The sequence below is a fragment of the Candidatus Melainabacteria bacterium genome, from assembly GCA_003963305.1.
Classification (GTDB): Bacteria; Cyanobacteriota; Vampirovibrionia; order Obscuribacterales; family Obscuribacteraceae; genus PALSA-1081.
Map to the genome: position 1 here is coordinate 1 of RXJR01000019.1, position 19,892 is coordinate 19,892.

A 19,892-nucleotide genomic window follows, 5' to 3' on the forward strand; every position below is an offset into this window, starting at 1 on the left:
AGCTCAAGTCAGCCCCCGCAGGCGCTCCTTTCGGCGCTCCCGCGACCAGGTGCGTTCCCGACCTCATCGGCTGCCCCATGCCCATCCCCGACTGCACGCCAGCGTTCAGCGAGGCCAGGTTCGCCTGGATGAGTCGGTAACCGGCCCAAAAGGCAAGACCCATAAATCCCGCCCACACGACCCCCTTGGCGATGTCGTAGTAAAAGTCGAACCGCTCCTGCGCCTCCGACTTGTAGCCTTCGGTGCGAACGCCGCCCCAGGACGTCTGGCCTTCCGGCAAAGTGATGCTCATCTCACCGTTGAACTGACCGTCTCCGCCCAGTTGACCAGACACTTGAGCCTTGAGCGAATGGTGGTCTACTGCTTCGACCACTTCCGATGGCGCAGCAAAGACGACACCTTCTGTGCCGGTCTTTGGATTCTGCGCTTGCTGCACTGCGATGAGCTTCTTTTCCACGTCGAGCAGATGCCCGACTTTCAGTGGTGCGGACGGCCAGAAGGCGTACGCGAACGCTGTCACGGCAAGGGCGCCAACAGCCACCGAACCGAGCAGTATCTTTCTGTCGATCTTTTTCATGACGATTGTCCTGTTTTGCTCTTCCTTCGAGCTTCGGTTTGAAATTCCATTCACTCTCACGAGCGAACAGATATTGAACTTTTGTTGTGGTGAAGTTTCGACCTCAGCCGGGCTATAGGTGCCAACTCTGAAGTCCTAGTAACTCTGCCCGGGCGAGCCTGCCTTTCTACGGCAACCGCGCCACAAAGGAAGCTTCCGCGCTGGGGCGCTCGGCTTCCCAATCGACAGAATTGACGACAACCTGCACACGGTCACCTTTGTAGAAGATTTCCGTGATTGGTTCTTTCAGACGAGCCACAAAAGTCAGGCCAGTCGGCAACGCCACCTCCACGCGAAAACTCTCGTGGCGATGACTGCGCGCTACGACAGTGGCCGTAGCGCACATCAGATTCGAGTCAGCCCTAGCTTCTTCGAGAAGCCTGTGGGCTTCTGCGTAGACCGGGCGCTCCTGCGAACAGTCGACCTGCCAATCGCCGGCAGTGCTTCTGTGATGATCAGGATGCGGTTTGAAGTCATCGATAGAGAAGGTGATGGCATCACCGATCCGCATTTTCTTGAGAGCCGCAGCTTTGTCGAAGCCAGCCAGCTTCAACCAGTGCACAAGCCCTTTCAAGCAAAACGGTAGTTCAGTGCTGCTCACGAAGACGCCGTATTTAGCGACAGCCGTGACCACGCCAGTAACCGTTTTGCCTTTCAGCGAAGCATAGAAAGCCCCTTTCTGACTGACCAATGCCCGCGGTCTTTCTCGATCGAAAGAATCGAAGCCGACAGTCAGCAAATCGATGAATTCGTTGAGCTGAATGCTCCGCGAGTCGACGAGCAACTGACTGTGATGGATTCGGGTGGTAGACGACCCGCGTCTGACGATGAATGAATGCGGGCGCTGACTGCCTTTGGGGCGCACCGCTCGCACCACTTTCCAGCTATCCACCGAACCGACTGACGGCATCAGGGGGTCGGGAGGTTTGACGTTAGGATCGGCTTTGCCGCACAGACCGCAATTCTGCGCAGCATCGCCGTTTTCGAGTGTGGCCTCATTTTCTTGCAGTGTCATAACTATCTCCTGGTGTTCGGTTGATTCGAACATCGCACAGCTTGATTGGAAGGTCCGCCGACCCTCATTTGTTGCAACAGTGCATCGGCTACTCTGCTAGCCTTTGCACTGTTCATAGAGATACGCCCATCCAACGATCACGCCGCAAATCAGCATGACGATGAGGCCGGCATAACTGACACCGGCCTCGGTCAAGTTGGAAGAGTGGTGCAGCGCGACCGCACGTTCTGACGCAAGTGCAAACGAGCCGAAGCTCACGCTCGCCAGAAAGAACTTCTTGATTCTATTCATATTTGTCGCTCCGCTTTGACCAGGTCGCGATTGTCGCGAACTAGTCAGTGACTTCGAACAGCTTGCCGACGGGTCCGACATGCGGCTCGACATCTTTGGCGATGACCAGATGCCTGACGTGATATTGCCTCACCTCAGGGCGATGAGCGATCGAGATGATCGTCGTACTGGTCAGTCGCGTCTGCAAAGCAGCGAAGAACGCCGCTTCCGAGTCAACATCGAGACTGGCTGTGGACTCATCGAGGAACAGCCAATCGGGCTTCGCGAGTAGAGCACGAACGATGCTCACACGCTGTTGCTGCCCGCCGGAGAGCCGCTGCGACCAGTTGTCGATGACATCCAGCTCGTGACTCAACTCACTGAGACCCGAGGCAGCAAGCGCCTCGAGGATTTCGCCAGGTGTATACGCATCCACAGCATGCGGATACGTCAACACCTCGGCCAGCGACCCCATCGGCATGTAGGGATGCTGCGGCAGGAACATGCAGTTGTTCGGACGCTGGATAGTTCCACTGCCGTATGGCCAGATGCCCGCGATAGCCGCAAAGAGAGTCGACTTGCCGCAACCACTGCGACCACCAACCAGAGCAGACTGTCCGCTCTCGAAAGTCCGACTGCCGATGCGAAGCAGCGGCGCCTGGTCAGGCATATCCACCGCCAAGGCAACGAACTTGAGCTTTCCATCGCTGGACTGCTCAATTTTGATGCCGCTGCAATTTGCGACACGAGCTGCATCGATTGCTGTTTTCATCGTCGTCAACCGATGCACGATGGCGTAGAGCTTAGCCAGTTCCTCGTAACTGTCGACGAACCAGGAAAGCGAGTCCTGTACCCGGCCGAAAACATCCACGATCTGCATCAGAACGCCGAGCTTGATGGCGCCCATGAAGTAACGCGGAGAGGCGACAATAAGCGGAAAGATGCTTGCCGCCTGCCCGTAGACAGTCGTCAGACCAATCAGCTTCTTGGTGTTCCACATGATGTTCCACCAATTGTCGACCACTCCCCCGTAGAGCGCAGTCAGCTTGGCGTTCTCATTGGCAGCGCCGAAACTGAGCGCGATTGCTTGCGCATTTTCTCGCACGCGCATGAGGGCAAAGCGAAAGTCAGCCTCACGCTTTTGCTGTTCGTTTCTGAGATGCGTGAGCGGGCGACCGATCACAGAAGTGAGCCAGGTGCCGAGTGCGGCATAGAGAACAGCCACGAAAACCATGTAATGGTCTATCGTGACACCATACACAGTGATAGGGCCGGAGAGCTCCCAGAGCACGAAGATGAAGCTGAAGAAGGTCATCCCGTTTGCGACCAGCTCCAGCGACAACTTGATTGCCAGCTCAACGAAGTCGCGACAGTCTTCCGAAATGCGCTGGTCAGGATTTTCATTGCCTTCCGAATCGGTCAGACCGACTATGTAGAAAGCAGTGTCGCCCAGCCAGTTGTTCTTGAAGTGAGCCGTCAGCTCGGTGCGACTCTTTAACTGCAGCCATTGCGTCAAGAAGTAGATGTACATCTTGAGCAATATGGCGACAGCGACGATGTAGAGGAAGCCGGGCATGACGCCATAGAAGCCATGTTCTTCGTCGGGGAAGGTCTGAAGCAGGAGAGCCCAGAACGCATCCTTATTCATCGCCTGGATGGCGTCGAAGAAATCCTGCTTCCAGTAGCTGAAGACCACCGTCAGCTTGACGAAGACAGTGCTCAGCACGAACACGCCGACGAACAGAGCGATGACCGATCCCTGCTGCGTCGATTTGAAGACGGGAGTTGCCAGCGCCCATGAGTCGCGAGTCAATCGCCACAGCACCTTCGGCGCTAGCAAGTTTGGGGTGCCTGCCGGAACTGTTCCGGTAGCACCTGTTTTGAAGAGATTCATTCGAGTCTCCACGAATTGTTGTGCGCGAATTGATGTTTCATCGAACTCAGTCGTGAGGACGACTGAGCTTGATGTAGATGAAGCGGCAAATCTTGCCGCCTGATGTGGACAGTTTCGGCGGGGCAAGAATCGGTGACGACTTGCCCGCATAGGTCGAGCTGGAATCGGTCATCTCAGCAAGCAATTTCTTCGCGCTTGTTCTTCCGTAGATGGACTCGAGCAAGGAAGCGAATTGCGCCGCCTTCCTCAACCAGGAAATGTCGAGCGATCTGATCACACGCTCGACCTTCCAGATTTTGTCGTCGCAGAAAACTTCCTGTCCCGGGAGAGGAACAGGCCAGCTGTCGGCGAGCGGACCCGCCTGTAGAGAGAAGCCGTTGAAGTCGAGTATGACCTCGACTTCAGGTTCTGCTTGTTCTGACATGATTGACTCACCGTTGAGTGATGGTGTTACACCGGAATGGTGTTACACCGAATTAGAGCCGCTCCCGCTGACGCAACAGGCGCTCGATACCGCGTTCTTCCGTCTCCAACCAGGACTTGGCTTCGAACACCTGAAAGCCTGTGTTGGCAGGCAAATCACTGTGATCGAATTGCCAACCTTGCTCAAGAGGCAGATGAATGAAGTTTGTCTCGGTTAGACAGCAACCATCCGACCGCCGACTATTGCCGATAAATGCCGAGAGTCTGGCGTCGATATTCAAATCGGCGATGACGTCTCTGACTCGCTCGGACTTGTTGTCGTTCGGAGTGATGATGACATCGTCGAAAAACGGGTCAAGCCCACCCTTGCTTATCTTGAATTGCTGCGCCTCACGATTGCCGATGGTGACTGCAACCATGTAGAAGTTGTTGTGGGCGCGACCAAGAACGGCGGCTGCATCAGGGAACAGCACGGGCGGTCGGAACAGCGGAGAATTGCCGATATCCTGGCATATCTCGCTAATCGCCGATAACTCGCTGATGGATTTTTCCTGGCAGAGCCTGGAATAAGTAGCCCTCATCGAATTCGGAAACCGATCACGCTCGAAACCGTACATGTGAGTGTTACTCAGGTCGATTTCACGCAACGTCCTGATGGCATGTTCTTTGTCGAACCCGCACATTTCCATGAGGTGGCCGAAACTCTGTATAGCCCTATCGTAATAAGGCTGACACTCGAGCAATGTGCCGTCGACGTCGAAAAAGAGCGCGGCAATCTGACCGTTCAACAAACGATAGGTGCGCCCCATGCGGCAACAACCAGCCATGGTGACATTCCTTTCTTGTTTGGAAGCGCGCATGAAGACACGCGCGCTTCAGTTACATCGCAAAGGTTGCGAACTCAGTGAAAGCGAATCCAGTTGATGAGACCTCGCCCTCCCGGTTCGTCGCTGCGGCTGCGGTCGAGATATGGAATGAGCTCCTCATACCGCCGCCGCACTGTTGCTTCGGACTCGATGCCGAAGAATCGTTCGAGAATCAAGTCGAAAAACGCGCCTATCATTTTTCGTCTCCTTTGTCTCCGGTTTTGGCAAACGGGAGGATGTGCCGCTCGCGAATCTTCTCGAGCCACAGAAAAAAGGAGTCGGCGATGGCGTGCAGAATCTTCATATGGTTCTCCCTTGAACGTTTTGAGAATTGTGCCGAAGCGAAAGTCCTTTCCGCTGCGGCGAGCCGATTCGAGCGACCGGGTTTAGAAATGCAGAACTGAGGTGATTTCCGCGAGAAACGAGCGACCGAACATGTATTGTCCAGCCACATCCGCAAGCACAACGAACATCGCTGTCCCGAAAATATGTCCGAGACTTCTCACCTCAGACCGAACGCGTGGGCGCCGAAAAAACTCGGCGACCCGCGACGACAGGATGAACACCAAAGCCGGTATCAGACAGATCGGGATTTGCCAGCCCCAGTGAAGAGGCTGCAAGAATCCGGTGTGATAGCCGAACCATAACAGCGCAAGCGCCGCCGTCCCAACAAAAAGCTCGAAGAAGAACGAGTCAGTTGTTCGAGTGGACATCTCAAACTTGCCGAGAATGCCCTGGTCGAGAAAAACGACCAGCATAAACGTCAGAAACGGCGATACCAGTACCGCGATTCCAACGCCAATGGGCAGGGCGGAACCGAGCGACCTACTGAGCAGATCGCTAATGCATAGCTCGCCGACGAAAACGATGCCGGCGACACTCCAGCCATAGAAAATCGCCCAGCTCATCTTCAGATTAGCGATCTCACCTGAAGAATCTGTTATCAGCACTTTGTTTGCTTCTCGGATTCTCCGCCCGAGCAGATATCCGAAGACTGGTAAAAACTGATTCATCTCTTCACTCCTTGACTAAAGAGTCCTCGTTTGTTGTCACAGTCTTTTGAGATGTTGCGATTCACTCTGCCTAATCGCAACATCTCATTTTCCCGAATCGCGAACTCAGCACACAAGCTCGCAAGCAGCCTGCGCTGCGCGAGGTATTCGCGAGTTGCGCTTTCCTGTTGAAGTTCCAAGAGCGACAGTGAAAATTCAGGATGAAATATTACACCCCGCGACTTTATGCCGCGGAGCGTACCGTATGAATGCTGGAGCTGGTTGGAATGGAGAGGTTCTGTTAGTTGCTGCGACAAAAGTAAGGAATATAGAGCCTTACTTTGCAGCAAATGCACTGCTAATGGCAATCTGTTTCGGCATGCTTTTCGCAAGATCGCCTGACATCCGTCTTACGCAGCTACCATCAGCGGTGCTAGCTCTGCTAGTAATTGCCACCATATACAGTGGCGCAAACAAAAACGGATAATTCGAAAACTCGAATCATCCGATACTGCTTATTTTCTTTTGCGGAAAGCGCAGCTGCTAATCAGAAGAACTAGATACAGTGCGTGAAACGACAAATCGTCAAATTTCATTCAGACGATACATTTGCACTTATAAAATCCGCGTAAAACGTTCGGTTAAATGTTCGTTCAATGATCGGTTGAATGATCAGGAATTCTACCAGCCTTCAACCCAATACCAGTCAGGTCTATGCACCGCCACCAATACCATAAAACGGAATCGGATGATTCTTAGAATCATCCGACTGAGGAGTTGCATTATCTTCTGTGAAATAATTTGCCTGGGTATGGAGCCCCTCCTGTACAGTGTCTCGGATGACAAAGGTGTTGTGTTGATATGACAACGATAGATTCACTGACATCAAATGCACATAAAACATCGCAGCAATTTTCAAGTGCTACTACTAACTTAGCAACGATCGCAGCTTCGCCACATAGTCTGCTAACGAATCATCTTCCAGCTCAGCAAACGGAATAATGAACTCACCGCTACTGTGCTGGCTCACGTAGTGAGGGTGAGAGCTAAACAGAGGCAACCTGTGCAAGCGAGCAAGAGTAAGCACTTCTTGTTCTTTCAATGTAGTTTTCAATCTAATCAGCAGTTCGAATCCGGCGGCATCATTCACAACAGTTACTTTATCTTCAAGAGCGCTTTTCAATGACTCAACTAAAGCGTCACGACGTTGTGCATATATCGATCTAGTTCGTCTGATGTGCCGTTCCAGACTTCCATCATTGATGAAATCAGTTAGCGCGAATTGATCAAACAGCGGCAAATCATTTTCGGTTAAGCCTTTGGCAAGAGTAAAAATCTCGCGCAGAGAACGCGGCACAACTAAAAATCCCAGGCGCAGAACCGGGTACAAGACTTTCCATAAACAAGACAAATGAATAACTACGTCACCACGGTCGAGCCCTTGCAATGATGGCAGCGGTCGCGCTTTGTACCGATATTCACTGGCATAGTCGTCTTCGACGATAAAAGTTCGTGTTCTCTTCGCCCACTCAAGAAGCTGTAATCGCCTGGGCATCGATAATATCGCTCCCGTAGGATCGACATATGAAGGAGATACATAGAGAACTTTTATTTTGTCTTCCAACTGCTCGAGTTGATCGACACAAAGCCCATCTTTATCTGTCGGAATTGCGATCACTTTTGCGCCGTACAACTCGAAACGTTGACGAACATCAGGATAACCAGGGTCTTCAACCACAACACAATCGCCGGGATTAATAAGCATGCGGCAAATCAAGTCTAATCTAAGTTCTCTTGCCGAAAAAACGACCACCTGCTCAGCAGAGCATTTAACAGCTCGAGACCGCTTCAAATAGGCGGCGTAGGCTTCGCGCAGGGGCGGGTAACCGAAAGGCTCCTGCGAGTACTCCAGGCGCGAAAGGTCTTTCATTCGACAATTTTGTTCGAGCAGAGTTTTCCAATGTTTTAGAGGCGTTAACTCGAGCGCTGGACCACTCATGTAGGTCTGAAGTTCAGGACTGTCGGAATATACTGATTCGCTCGACAGCTTCAATAGACGTCGACCATATCCACTCAAGTGCACGTGATCGCCCTGCTGATAATTTGAGTACACCGGTCTGGGCGCAAGATCGCCTAAATAGCGACGACAAACTTTCGCGCCTGATCTCGCATGGATCTTGATATACCCCTGACTGGCTAGAGTCTCAAATGCTCTGGCAACAGTCGACCGGGAAACTCTAAGCAACTGCGCAAGTTCATTCAGTGACGGCAAGAGATCATCGTCTTGCAACTGACCGCCAAGAATAGCAGTTCTGTATGCATTAGCAATTTGTGTGTACACAGGCACAATGGAATTCGTGTCAAGATCTACTTGAAACGAAAATCGACTGGCACTCTGCCCCTTAAACTGCTCCACTCGCCCTTACTCTCCTCTCATTACGACTTAACAAACTGAGCCCAGCCACGCACACTCTCATCCAGACTTTTCTCGTCGAGATGAGCGAAGGGCATCAAAAATTCACCAGGCTCAGAAACACCTGAGTAATACAGCTCAGTGCTCATTAGCGATAATCCCCACTCTGCTGCGACGTCAATGATCCTTCTATCGCTGTGCCTGCTTTGCACTTGAATCAAGAGGTGCATACCAGATGTTTCAAACGGCAAAACAACTGTCTCGCGACAATGTCTGGTGAGCGACTGTATAAGCGCCTGTCGCCTCTTAGCGTAGACAGCGGTGGTTCGCTTGATATGTTTTTCAAGGTATCCATCATTGATAAAGTCTGTCAGAGCAAACTGTTCCAACAAGGGAAGATTTCGCTCAGTCTGCAATTTCGCCAGAAAAACCGGATGCAATAAGCGTTTTGGAAGTACCAGAAAGCCCAGACGAACCATGGGAAACAGAACCTTCCACAGAGACGAAATGTAGATAACATTCTCTGCCGGATCTAACCCGTGCAGGGAAGGCAACTGTTCGTTTCCGTATCGATATTCGCTGTCATAGTCATCTTCAATGATTAAAGTATTGGACCTCGCAGCCCAATCAAGCAGCCATTTCCGCCGCTCCAGAGACATAACTATCCCGGTCGGATCCTGATGCGAGGGCGTGACATAGACACACTTGATGGGCTGAGAAATCTTCTCGAGATAACTTACATCCAGACCATCCTGATCGATGGGAACATTCAAAAGCTTCGCACCGTGCGAGGCAAAACACATACGAGCGTCGGGATATCCGGGTTCTTCAATAGCAACCAGATCACCGGGATCGATGAGCAACCGAGCAGGAACTTCTAGTTTGAACTGCTGGCTTGCAAAGACCACGAGCAAATCCGGCGAGTATTTCACGCCGCGCGCGCGATGCAGATAAGCAGACAAGGCGTCCCGCAAAGGCGGATATCCAAGCGGCTCTCTGGCATGCGCGAGGTGCGCTAGATCCCTCAACTTGCAATGTCGCACCAGAAGCTGCCTCCACTTTGAAAGTGGTGTCAGTTCGAGTGGTGGACCGCAAAACTGTAACTGTGCAAGTTGCTCGAGCCTTCGCCTCTGGTATCCGGCCATATCCAGAACTCGCTGTCCATACTCTGACAACGAAACTGGATGAATCTCGGCAACATCTTCGTTTTGAAGATTCTGCTCGAACATTTCTCCAGGCAGCGGATCGCATACATAAGTACCCGAACCGGAAATAGTTGTGATGTATTTCTGCTTCTGCAGATCGTCGAATGCCTTTAACACCGTCGCTCTGGAAATCTGCAGACCTGCTGACAAATCTCGAACAGACGGCATTGTCTGCCCAGGTTTCAAGCGCCCTTCGATGATGGCCTTTCTAATCGCATCTGATGCCCTTCTATAAACTGGCACCGAAGATCGATATTCGAGGTTGATGACAAAATCCATTGCTTTTGCTCTTACTCAAATAGTTCCGCGTGCAACAACTACTGAATGGTGGCACGGAGGTCTTGTAAGCAATTGTACGACGATAGCAACGGGTTGGCGCAGTTTTCTTCAATTTGGTATCAACCGGCCTAACAGAGTGGATTGATTGTCTCTATAGAAGCATGGCTTTCTATGTATCTATTGGGCTAAAAGGGCAACAGGACTTGGTTGGGACGTATAGGGGCTTTGATGTGAAGTATGGAAACAGGTGCATGAAACATAGCAGTGTGAGTCGAAAGTTGGCAAGCAGAACTGCGTATATACACTCGCCATTTACGTTGTTTTTGAATCATCTAGTTGTGGAATCTCCAGGAATCAGGCTCTCATGGCGTTTCAAGGCTTTTCGATCACATGTGAGTGAACTAGCACATGCAGGCCGATTCGCAGCGAATTCCGTCGATACTGCAGCAGGTATTTGCGTTAGTTAGCGAAGCACTTCGACTAGCGCTGTTTCTCAAATAAAACAGTGATGCGGCCTGGCATACGAACGGCACCGGGCGGGTTAGCGCAGCTTTGCACGCCTCTACGAGCGGTGCTAGCTTTGATACCGTATTCAGTACCAAAACAAAACGGATAATCCGAGAAAACTCAGACTATCCATTCAGAATTTATCTATGATTCAGGCGTTTTAAATGCAGCCCATATTGGCTCCGCAGAGTTCTGACGCTATGCTCTTGCGTTCATTCATGCCAAGACTGGCGGCACCGATTACGGCGGAGTCCTTCCCAAGTTGAGCAAATACTACATTGCACTTCGCAGGTCCGGGCAGAGCAGTCTCTCGCAGAACCTTGATTGCAGGCTGAAGCAATGCTTCTCCAATTTCGGCAAGACCACCACCAACTACAATCAAGTCGGGGTCGAGGGCATTTGCCAGGCTCACTAATCCATAACCAAGATACTCACCCGTCTTTTGAACAGCTTGAGCACCAAAACCTGCAGGATTTTTGCAAGCATCACTGACGACATCGTGGCCGGTCACATCACCGGTGTCACCTGACAATTCAATAAAAGTCTGGACCAGACCCGGTCCGCTGCAATACGCCTCGAGTGTTCCTTTTGCGCCACCAGTATCGATGCGCGCGTTCGGATCCATCGACAAAAGGATATGTCCAAATTCTCCGCCACTAAAGTGAGCGCCGTGATGTAACTTTCCGTCAATCAGGAGTGCTCCGCCGACTCCAGTTCCCAGAGCCAGGAACACCACTGTTCCATTCGAGAAAGAGCTGGCCGCACCGAAACGACTCTCTGCTAAAGCGAGCACATTGACATCATTGTCAACAAATGAAGGGAGTGCCAACTCCGCGCTAAATGCTTCAGTAACTTTGATTCCCTTCCATCCGGGTATGACGTCGGTGGCAGAGAACACGATTCCGTGAGTTGGATCGATCTGTCCACCTGCACCAACACCGACGGCTGAAACAGGCACACCTGCAGAATTCAAGACAGTTCTCACCGCTTCTATGGCTGCTCGCAATATCGTAGGACCACCTTCTGTAACAGGAGTAGGTCGCTCATGCCTGGCAATAACTTCACCGTGGGCGGTGACGATTCCCGCCGCTATTTTGGTGCCGCCGATATCAACGCCGATGTAATTCATAATCACCTGGATAATCGAACTAATTCGTAATCGACCTCCGATGCTTAATGCACCGACCGTCGATGTTTTACGTTAGAGACATCGACGTCAAATATGTATAAAACCAACCAGGTTGTTAAGAGACGGAAATTAAAGGTCCAATCAATATAATGCGGCAACGATGAATTCTTCTCGCAGCCACACTTCTCGCTAGATTCGAATTCGCGTTACGAGCGCTTTATCGGTGCAACGCAAGAAGCAATCGAAGAAATGCTTCGGTTTTATATTGCTTTTATGCAGCCTCACCTATTGTTTGACAAGTTAGTTACTTCCCGTGAAGGATTTTAAAATGCCAGCAATTGAAGATTGGAGACCCTCCGAACAACACAGTCCTGAATTGTTAATGGCTCAGGCTGGGGGCAAAGAATCAAAACTTCTTTCAGACTCGATTCGAGACGCATGGACAGTCTGTCCGGATGGAACCGCACAAAAGCTAAAACCTGGTCAGACAAGAGCAGACGCTTGCGGAGATCAAACTTAAGCGTCAAGATTCCAAAAGACGTTTGAATTTTGATGCATCCAAACGGACTTGATGTAAGTCGCGTCGTATTTGTGCGCCGAGATTTTCGTAGCACCTTGCGGCTTCATCGTTCCAGTTGAATACAGCGCCCTGCACTCGGCAGCAACCAAACTGCGAAGCTCTCTTCACGAGTTCTTTTAGCATCAGACTTGCTACTCCCTGTCGGCGATACAAGCGCTCCACAAAGAGATCTTCGCAGTACAAGATTGGCGCTCCGAGTGATCCGGCATACGCATAATAAAAGACCGCCATGCCTACAGGTTGTCCATTTCTGCGCGCTATCAGTGCGGAAAAAACTTTATTGGGACCGAACGCACACCGCCATATCTTTTCGCGCGTTACTTCTATTTCGGCGGCTGATTTGCGCTCAAAGAAAGCAAGCGCAACTGACATCTGATAGAGAATTTCCAGATCGGCTGGAGTGGCATCACAGATAACGATGGGGGCTTGTGCGCGCTCATCTGAAAGGCTGGCGCTCTGCTGACCGTACACGGGAATAGCCATTCCTGGTACCACTGCCATTGACATATACACACTCCTAAAGAAACGAATGTGATGCCGCCCACCACACTCCAACCTGGCGATTCTATTGGCGGCGCAATTCGGTTTCACGAATAGCGATTAACCCAATAATTGACGCTGTCTCTCGATAATGCATACAAAGCGGATCACGTAGTTCAACCGCGCTAGCTGCGAGAGATTGCTATCGCGCCCCCGAGCGACAAATACTGCCGAGTTCGGACAAAATGGAAAAAGCCAGCCCATACGGTCTTTGCGAGCCACGCTAACTGCGCCACCACTAGCAGTGCGCGAAAATCTAATGAAGAGATCATATTTTTTGCGGACACCTTTGTTCACATCAGGCGCATCAAAAGCGTGAAACAAATCAATCGCACCCGGCGAGTCACACACCAAACGCATCAAACTGTCCAGGTGCGCAGACACATCAAACGCACCAGACGGCCAGACGAACTAACCTTGCAGGTTGGGCAAAAGAGAAGTCTGACCAGCTAAAAATATGGCGCCGACAATCAAGCTGAAAACACCTGTTATCACACTTATGACGATGAACAGTGGTTTCATGCGTGCTGAATTGTTAAAGCCCGCTGTGGTGACAAGAGCAACGAGAGAGTTCGAAATCAGTAATCCAGAAATGAACGACAGCAAAATGGTCACGCCCAAAACGTGATTGGCCGCACCACCGACCGCTGCGATCAACAAAACCTGAGTGCCGGTTTCCGCCCCAAATCCATGAATAACACCGATTCCGAAAGCTGTTACGGCACTGTATCTGCGAGAGTTCATAAAACCTAACTGCTTACCTGTAACCTGTTCATACTTCTCCTGCAACTTGGAAGCGATGAACATCCAGCGACTCTGCAACACGAACTCACTCTCGTCGGCGACGCTTTGTCTGCTCAGCGAGTAAAAAATCCACGCACCCAAAAGCAACAGTGTTAAACCAACGGCCTTTTCCATGAGCGGATCGATCCACTCCGGCAATACGGATGAAAATGCCAGCGCAGCAATTCCCAGGACCAGAACAATGGCTGCATGCCCGAGCGCATAAGAGCATGCCAGCTTCATTGCGGCATCAGGCTGGGCAAGAGAAAGAGCGCGGGCTGCCGATTTGGTCGCGCTGGATGTGCCGGAGGAGCTAGATGTGCCCGAGGAACTCGATATGCCCGAGGAACTCGATATGGTGGATGGACTCGACGCGTTGGCGGTACTCGCAGTGCCTACGATATCGGCAATCGCGGCAATGTGATCCCAGTCGATACCATGACGAATACCTAAAACCAGCGCGTTTCCAAGCACAATGAGAGTAGCGAAGTCCATTAGTTTGCCCGCTCAATCGGTTGGTTCAAATCGATAAACAGAGCAGCAGCGCTGCTATCCCAGGTAGCCGAAAAAACGCGCTCGTCTTGCTCAGCGAGGTTGAACTCTTGCAAGAAATCAGTTGCCGTCACAACTCGATCTCCGGCAGGATTGCGCATCTTCAATAACCTGCCGCCGCTTGCCTGACTGAAAACAGGCATTACAAGAAAGCCGGTGTCTCGCTTCAACAGAGCGATTGTCTCGATCCCCGAAAAGAATTTCTTGTATAGGTCTCTGCCAACGTAGAGATTGCCGTTTTTTATCGAGATAGTTTCACTCAACGCCCTGGTCCGTCCCAACTTTATTTACGCTATTGTACGCTGCGAGGCTCTCTTTACTTAATTCAGCCAAAATCCTCTCCACAACTTTATCGCCGGCACTTTTGACGACCTCGGAAAGTTCCAATCCAAAGTCAAGGCATGCTGCTTCTATCAAAAACACCTGCACAGACTTTGGAAACTCGTCTTTAAAGATTTGCCTGCCAGCGTAGAGAGCATGATCCCAACGAAAATCATGCAATCCAAAAGACGGCGTATGCTTGACTTCCAGCTCTTCACCAGGCACCTCGAAGATTGCGCCGGGTTCTGAGCCGCTACAACTCGCGTCTATGATGATCAGCGAGCTGCTCCCGCGAGCTTGAAACATCACGTCCATGCCAGCCGTTCCAGCATCAAAAATGCGTATATTGCGATTTTGAGCTTCTGGTATCTTGTTTTTCAGCTGACGAACAACGTAGACGCCGACACCATCATCAGAGCGGTTCAGATTTCCACAACCGATAATGCTCAACACATGAGCTTGCTCTATATTCGCCATAATCTGCACCACCAATCTGGCTCGGCGGGCAGATTGATTTCAGGTAGATTGCACCATTTGCGGTGATTCAGGTAGTACATGCACTCGAGACAGCGCATCTCCTCGACAGGGTGATCGAGATATCCGGAGACGACTAATTTCTGCTCCAGGTTGCTGGCGGAGATATCAGCCAGCTGCGAGACAATTGCCTCAAACTGTCGGTTATCTTCGGGAATCGGCTCTGTAATCGTCTTCAAACCGCCTTTGAGAAGCTTATCGATGCGCTCAAGCAATTCTTTGTCGGATGCTTCGGACATTGACAAAACTCCTTGAAGAAAGCGCCGGCTGAGAAAAATCTGCCGGCGCTCTGCTATCCATGACTAGTGCTCCGCCGTCTTTGCTCTCGCTAAGCGGTACGGAACCTGGCTAACTCCTCACCGGTTTTTGCATCGTGAGCATGCACGGTGCACACCAGACACGAGTCGTAAGACCGAGCCACGTGACCAACTTCGACCGGGTCAGACGGATCTTTGATGGGAGTGCCCACCAGCGCTTCTTCGATTGGTCCTCTAGCATTGGCGGAATTTCTCGGGCCAACATTCCAGGTAGTCGGAGCAATGATCTGGTAGTTTTTGATCTTGCCGTCCTTAACGTCGATCCAGTGACACAGCGCGCCACGTATCGCTTCTGTCGCGCCCCAGCCCTGGCCATCTTTCTCTTTCGGCTTGATGTACCAGGGATCGTTGAGCTTGAATTCACGCAAGCAATGTTCGATGTTGCGGTAGATCGCTTTGAATTCGTGCATTCTGGCGAAATGTCGCAGCAGCACACTGGCGCCGCCCATCTTTTTGTACATGTCGAGAACAAGCCCGTCATGATGTTGCCAGCTCTCTGTGTGATTGCCTCCGTAAACGAGTTGCCTGGCAAGCGGACCGGCTTCAAGGCGACCTAGATCTTGATGAGAAACTGCTGTTGCCCAGGAATATTTGCCGTTGAAATCGGGTGGATTCTTCGCAATCGGTTTAGTGACACGATCAAACGGGTGGGTAGGTCCAGTCTCTTCATACCAGGCGTGCGCCATATCTTCGCGGCAGAAAGCCTGCTCCATCAATTTGTGCGAATCACTGGCAGCGTCGTACGTTCCGCTGGGCATCCACATGGCGGCGTTTCTTCCGGCTATGGTCGGCTTCTGGTATTTGTCCTCGTTTGGAAGATATCCCCATGTCACATAGCGACCACATCCAACACCGAATTTATCGAGCCCAATGTCCATGGACATCTTCCAGAACATTCCCAAATCGGAATTTGCATGTTCCGGTTTCTCGTCTAACCAGTTCAGGAAATCTTCGTAGGTTTTGATTTCTTCATAGCGCTCAATCGAGCAACCAAGCCAAACTGGCTCGATCCAATTCTTCCGGAAGTGTTCGAGGATGCCCCATGAACGAGTCACGTCAGTAAGAGTCGGAGCGCACATGACACCACCTGGCACCATATAGCTGGAGTGCGGCCACTGCCCACCGAACAACGCATAAATTTCTACTGGTCGAGCTGACAACGTCACTCCGATCTCGTAGTTCGTGCCGGTAAATGGCGAGTATCGACGTACAGCTTCTTCGAAATATTTGCTGTCCTTGTAATTCTTATTGACCATGTCAATCATGAACAGGGCGTAGTGATGTCGTGGAAGACTTTGCAAACTCTCTGATAGCTGCCCGATGTTACGCGCCAAAATCGCATTGCGCGGAACTTCCGTGCCCCACGCTGTATCTAACGCCCAGGAGGCGCAGGTCAGATGGGAAGCGCCGCAGATTCCGCAAGCTCTAGGAGTGACTACCAAACCTGCCTGAGGGTCTTTGCCGCGCAAAATCACTTCGAATCCGCGAAACAACTCTGCCTGCGTCCAGGCGTTAACGACAACGCCATCTTCAATGTCGACGCGTACGTCGAGGTCTCCTTCGACACGTCCGACTGGGGAGATGTCTAGTGTTTGGGTAGTTCCCGCCATTTTTCAATTCCTCGTAACGTTGAATCAGATCAAACTACGAACATGTCTTCTTCAGCCCACTTGGGCGCTGCTGCTTTGGCCGCACCGGTGTACTTGATGTATGAGTTCTTCTCCACGCCTGTCGGCAACTCCTTCGGCACACCCATAACGGTCTGCGTTTTAAAGACAGTTCCAGGCATCAAATCGTGGAATGGAAACTCTGGCTCTGTGCAACCCAGACACGGCATTCCAGCTCTCGTCTTGGAAGATTGTCTGTTCCACAGAATTCTGTTGCATGGAGAATGTGTCATTGGACCGCGGCATCCGAGGTCATAAAAGAGACAACCGTTTCTCTGTCCAAACTGAGTGGACGAAACTTTGTAAGCGAAATGCATGTTGCGTGTGCAACCGGTCTGAGTGAAGCTCTGGAAAAACGTCTTTGGACGCTGATATTCATCGAGAGTGAGATCACCGGCTCGCCCCGTCGCTACTGCAACCAGAATCTGTGAAACCCAGTCAGGATGTGCCGGGCATCCAGGAATGTTGATTACAGGAAGACCAGCTTTTGATTTGAAAGCTTTTCCGAGAGCGCCACCGTGGTTCTTCTTGAGGAACTGCAAGCCGACTGAATCGGAAGGATTTGGTGCTATGGCAGGGATACCACCCCAGGTCGCGCAGTCACCGATAGCCACTACGAAGTCAGCAACTGCCGAGAGTTCTTTCACCCACTCTTTCATGGGACGACCAGCGAAACGGTTCCAGGTGCCCGTGCCATCGGGCGCGTTGACGACCGTGCCTTCGAAGACGAATATATCCAACTTTATTTTGCCTGACACACAATCTTTCAGGAGTTGCTGCAGATTATTTCCCAGCTCCACTCCCAGCGAAGGGTGCCATAGGATGTTGATACCGAAGTCTGTCACCAGGTCGCAGGCACTGGGCTCTTCGGCATTGAGGAATGACATCGTATTCCCGGAACACGCGCCGCCTTGCAGCCACAATAGGTTCGCCATTCGAGCTTCTCCTCTTTGAACTGAAAAATACCGACGGACATGGATCTTCGGGATCTTAGATATTTAAATTCACAAGCAAGCTTATTGATTCTTTCACGAATGTTTGTCATACGCCACTTGCGCAAATGCAAGAAATTGCAATTTAATCTTCGATTTCTTCTGGCAGGATCAGTCCTGGACGTCGTATACACTGAGAACGTATCCCTGCGGGGCTATACAGGATCAGCATTTTGCCGGCAGCTCCTTCGAAGTTGTCAAAACCAGCATCATCAGCGCATCTGCAGCATACGATGAGGGCTCACCCCCTTACTTCAATGTAATTACAAACATGCGCATAGAACGCCATCTGGTGAGGGTCGCCCCGCATGGAATTAATTACCTTGAAGTAGGTCCGTGTTAAAGGGCGGGGGAGCAATAGCATCGAAGTGGCTTTTCCTCCAACTTCGGATCGTCTTTGAGCTGGTGCTATTGTTATGGATGAAGGTATTCGATTCACTGCTTGATCACCACATCGATCTAAGTAGTGTTCCTCAACATCGCCGGAGCAAAAAATTGAACGAGCTACAAACGCACCTCCACTACAAACAAGCATTAGCAGCTGTCGATGATCCCGATGCCTCCGTTCTGGATAAAGTCGACATGTTGATGGAGATTGCCATAGGCTTGCAAACACGCCCGAAGCAACCAGAACAGCTTATAGAAGCAATCGCTTTGTACGATCGAGCTCTGGAAATTTGCCCGAAAGAAGAGAACTTGTTGAACGCTAGAATACGTGCTCGCAAAGCCACGGCATTACAAATGGTGCCCAGCGAAGAAGCTGGCTACTTGCTGCAAGCTCGTGATGAATTGACCGCGGCGCTGGAAGTTCTTTCGACAGACGGATTGAAAGAAGAAATAGCCGAGGCTCAAATGAACCTGGGTCTGATCCATCAAGGACTGGCTCAAGTGAATCGGGCCAAAATCACTGATGCGATTTCACTCTATCAACAAGCGTTGCGCACATTCACTCGTGAAGATTATCCGGCAGAATTTGCAGTACTCCACAATAATTTAGCGACTGCCTTTCTTTCAATGCCAATGTCTGATGAAAGAGGCAAACTTCGAGAGGCGCTGGCAGTTCAGTCGTTTGAAGCAGCACTGCAAGTGATTACGATTGAAGAAAGTCCAAGCGAGTTTGCAATGCTGCAAAACAATCTGGGCAATGCTTTGCAGTATGTTTCTTCCAGTCACGTCATCGAGAACAATTTGCGCGCTCTGGAAGCTTACGACGAAGCGTTGAAAGTGCGTACAGAGCAAACAACGCCTTTGCCCTATGCAACAACTATTGCTAACAAGGCGAACTGCTTGCGCAATCTTCCTGATGATCCTGAACATCCAGAGAAAGGAAACCAGGAACGTCTTGTCCAGGCGCGCCAGTTGTACCGCGATGCAGAACGGATTTTTAAGTCGTATGGAGATTATGGGCGAGCGCAACTCCTGAACGAAGCTCTGGCTGAAGTCGAGCAAGAATTGGGTGATCTGCGCTCTCATCGTGGGCAGGAAAAATTTGGCAGCTCGCCTATTTAAAGCGGAGGAACTGAAATGGAATCTTTTGGACAGAGCCTGGCATCAGGCGAAATAAATTTTGCAACGGGAGCTGTTTGGATAGTAACGGCTGTACTTTTAGGAGCAGGCGCAGGTTCCCTAAGTGCACTGAAACTGGCAGGCAAGGACATTGGTAACGAATTGGCACTGATGATGGGCAGCGTCTTCGGACCATTAGGAGCGGTGCCCGGAATTCTCATCGGTCTGATAGTGCTCAAGCTCATATAGGAGTCATTTATGTGGGATGCATTTTTAAACGCCGTTACTCTGTTTTTGAAAGGAAAGTTGTTTCGCGACTTTAATCAAGTCGTCAAACAGACTTTGATAGGAAATGCAGTTGGAGCAGTGCTGATGATCGTGCTGGCGAAAGTCGGGTTGCCTCTATATGTTGTTATTCCATTGGTCAGCATCGTAGCTGGTGCGCTGCAACCCTGGTTATTCAAAGATCTCAAATACGCCTGATCTTCTGG

Annotated in this window: 21 protein-coding genes; 4 read left to right on the plus strand and 17 right to left on the minus strand. The window is 51.0% G+C overall.

Features of this window, described 5'->3' with window-relative positions:
- From EKK48_18765 to EKK48_18810, 10 genes are all read right to left on the minus strand, one after another.
- On the minus strand, positions 1–631 hold a 631-nt coding region (locus tag EKK48_18765), incomplete at its 3' end, for a hypothetical protein (GenBank protein ID RTL39457.1).
- A 112-nt stretch (positions 632–743) separates the two neighbouring features.
- A complete protein-coding gene (locus EKK48_18770) occupies positions 744–1,631 on the minus strand; it encodes a hypothetical protein (GenBank protein RTL39458.1) in 888 nt (295 codons plus the stop codon).
- A gap of 96 nt (positions 1,632–1,727) precedes the next feature.
- Entirely contained in the window at positions 1,728–1,922 is a 195-nt protein-coding gene (locus EKK48_18775) for a hypothetical protein (GenBank protein RTL39459.1), read from the minus strand.
- Positions 1,923–1,962: 40 nt separating this feature from the next.
- On the minus strand, positions 1,963–3,945 hold the full coding sequence (locus tag EKK48_18780; protein ID RTL39460.1) for an ABC transporter ATP-binding protein/permease: 1,983 nt from the start codon (positions 3,943–3,945) through the stop codon (positions 1,963–1,965).
- On the minus strand, positions 3,842–4,219 hold the full coding sequence (locus tag EKK48_18785; GenBank protein ID RTL39461.1) for a hypothetical protein: 378 nt from the start codon (positions 4,217–4,219) through the stop codon (positions 3,842–3,844). The genes EKK48_18780 and EKK48_18785 overlap by 104 nt, the downstream gene beginning before the upstream one ends.
- 52 nt (positions 4,220–4,271) lie before the next feature.
- Positions 4,272–5,078 carry an HAD family hydrolase gene (locus EKK48_18790; GenBank protein RTL39462.1) on the minus strand — a complete coding sequence of 269 codons (807 nt, stop codon included), beginning with the start codon at positions 5,076–5,078 and terminating at the stop codon, positions 4,272–4,274.
- Positions 5,079–5,470: 392 nt separating this feature from the next.
- Positions 5,471–6,034 (minus strand): hypothetical protein, encoded by a 564-nt coding sequence (locus EKK48_18795; GenBank protein ID RTL39463.1) that lies wholly within the window; start codon positions 6,032–6,034, stop codon positions 5,471–5,473.
- 970 nt (positions 6,035–7,004) lie between these two features.
- Positions 7,005–8,492: a PLP-dependent aminotransferase family protein gene (locus tag EKK48_18800; GenBank protein RTL39464.1), complete on the minus strand. Its 1,488-nt coding sequence runs from the start codon at positions 8,490–8,492 to the stop codon at positions 7,005–7,007.
- Between the two features lie 20 nt (positions 8,493–8,512).
- Positions 8,513–9,973 (minus strand): PLP-dependent aminotransferase family protein, encoded by a 1,461-nt coding sequence (locus tag EKK48_18805; GenBank protein ID RTL39465.1) that lies wholly within the window; start codon positions 9,971–9,973, stop codon positions 8,513–8,515.
- A gap of 667 nt (positions 9,974–10,640) precedes the next feature.
- The gene (locus EKK48_18810) at positions 10,641–11,609 is read right to left on the minus strand and encodes an ROK family protein (protein ID RTL39466.1); all 969 of its coding nucleotides are present in this window, start codon (positions 11,607–11,609) and stop codon (positions 10,641–10,643) included.
- Between the two features lie 328 nt (positions 11,610–11,937).
- On the opposite strand from EKK48_18810, the gene EKK48_18815 reads away from it, so the two are divergent.
- Positions 11,938–12,129, plus strand: coding sequence for a hypothetical protein (locus tag EKK48_18815; GenBank protein RTL39467.1), 192 nt, complete (start codon positions 11,938–11,940; stop codon positions 12,127–12,129).
- A 3-nt stretch (positions 12,130–12,132) separates the two neighbouring features.
- Here the strand turns inward: EKK48_18815 and EKK48_18820 are convergent, their stop codons facing one another.
- From EKK48_18820 to EKK48_18850, 7 genes are all read right to left on the minus strand, one after another.
- A complete protein-coding gene (locus EKK48_18820; protein RTL39468.1) occupies positions 12,133–12,696 on the minus strand; it encodes a GNAT family N-acetyltransferase in 564 nt (187 codons plus the stop codon).
- 444 nt (positions 12,697–13,140) lie between these two features.
- The gene (locus EKK48_18825) at positions 13,141–14,007 is read right to left on the minus strand and encodes a hypothetical protein (GenBank protein ID RTL39469.1); all 867 of its coding nucleotides are present in this window, start codon (positions 14,005–14,007) and stop codon (positions 13,141–13,143) included.
- Complete coding sequence (locus tag EKK48_18830) at positions 14,007–14,327, minus strand: hypothetical protein (GenBank protein RTL39470.1); 321 nt, start codon at positions 14,325–14,327, stop codon at positions 14,007–14,009. The genes EKK48_18825 and EKK48_18830 overlap by 1 nt, the downstream gene beginning before the upstream one ends.
- Positions 14,320–14,838, minus strand: a complete 519-nt coding sequence (locus EKK48_18835; protein ID RTL39485.1) for a hydrogenase maturation protease — start codon at positions 14,836–14,838, stop codon at positions 14,320–14,322. Before EKK48_18835 ends, EKK48_18830 begins: the two co-directional genes overlap by 8 nt.
- Before the next feature lie 11 nt (positions 14,839–14,849).
- A complete protein-coding gene (locus tag EKK48_18840) occupies positions 14,850–15,158 on the minus strand; it encodes a hypothetical protein (protein RTL39471.1) in 309 nt (102 codons plus the stop codon).
- 89 nt (positions 15,159–15,247) lie between these two features.
- Positions 15,248–16,846 carry a cytochrome-c3 hydrogenase gene (locus tag EKK48_18845; protein RTL39472.1) on the minus strand — a complete coding sequence of 533 codons (1,599 nt, stop codon included), beginning with the start codon at positions 16,844–16,846 and terminating at the stop codon, positions 15,248–15,250.
- A 29-nt stretch (positions 16,847–16,875) separates the two neighbouring features.
- Complete coding sequence (locus EKK48_18850) at positions 16,876–17,838, minus strand: hydrogenase (GenBank protein ID RTL39473.1); 963 nt, start codon at positions 17,836–17,838, stop codon at positions 16,876–16,878.
- A gap of 552 nt (positions 17,839–18,390) precedes the next feature.
- Here EKK48_18850 and EKK48_18855 point away from each other — a divergent pair.
- Genes EKK48_18855 through EKK48_18865 form a run of 3 tightly spaced genes read left to right on the plus strand, consistent with a single transcriptional unit; the run spans position 18,391 to position 19,884 of the window.
- The gene (locus EKK48_18855) at positions 18,391–19,404 is read left to right on the plus strand and encodes a hypothetical protein (protein RTL39474.1); all 1,014 of its coding nucleotides are present in this window, start codon (positions 18,391–18,393) and stop codon (positions 19,402–19,404) included.
- Between the two features lie 15 nt (positions 19,405–19,419).
- Positions 19,420–19,650 carry a hypothetical protein gene (locus EKK48_18860; GenBank protein RTL39475.1) on the plus strand — a complete coding sequence of 77 codons (231 nt, stop codon included), beginning with the start codon at positions 19,420–19,422 and terminating at the stop codon, positions 19,648–19,650.
- Between the two features lie 9 nt (positions 19,651–19,659).
- Positions 19,660–19,884 carry a hypothetical protein gene (locus EKK48_18865; protein ID RTL39476.1) on the plus strand — a complete coding sequence of 75 codons (225 nt, stop codon included), beginning with the start codon at positions 19,660–19,662 and terminating at the stop codon, positions 19,882–19,884.
- Positions 19,885–19,892 lie beyond the last annotated feature (8 nt).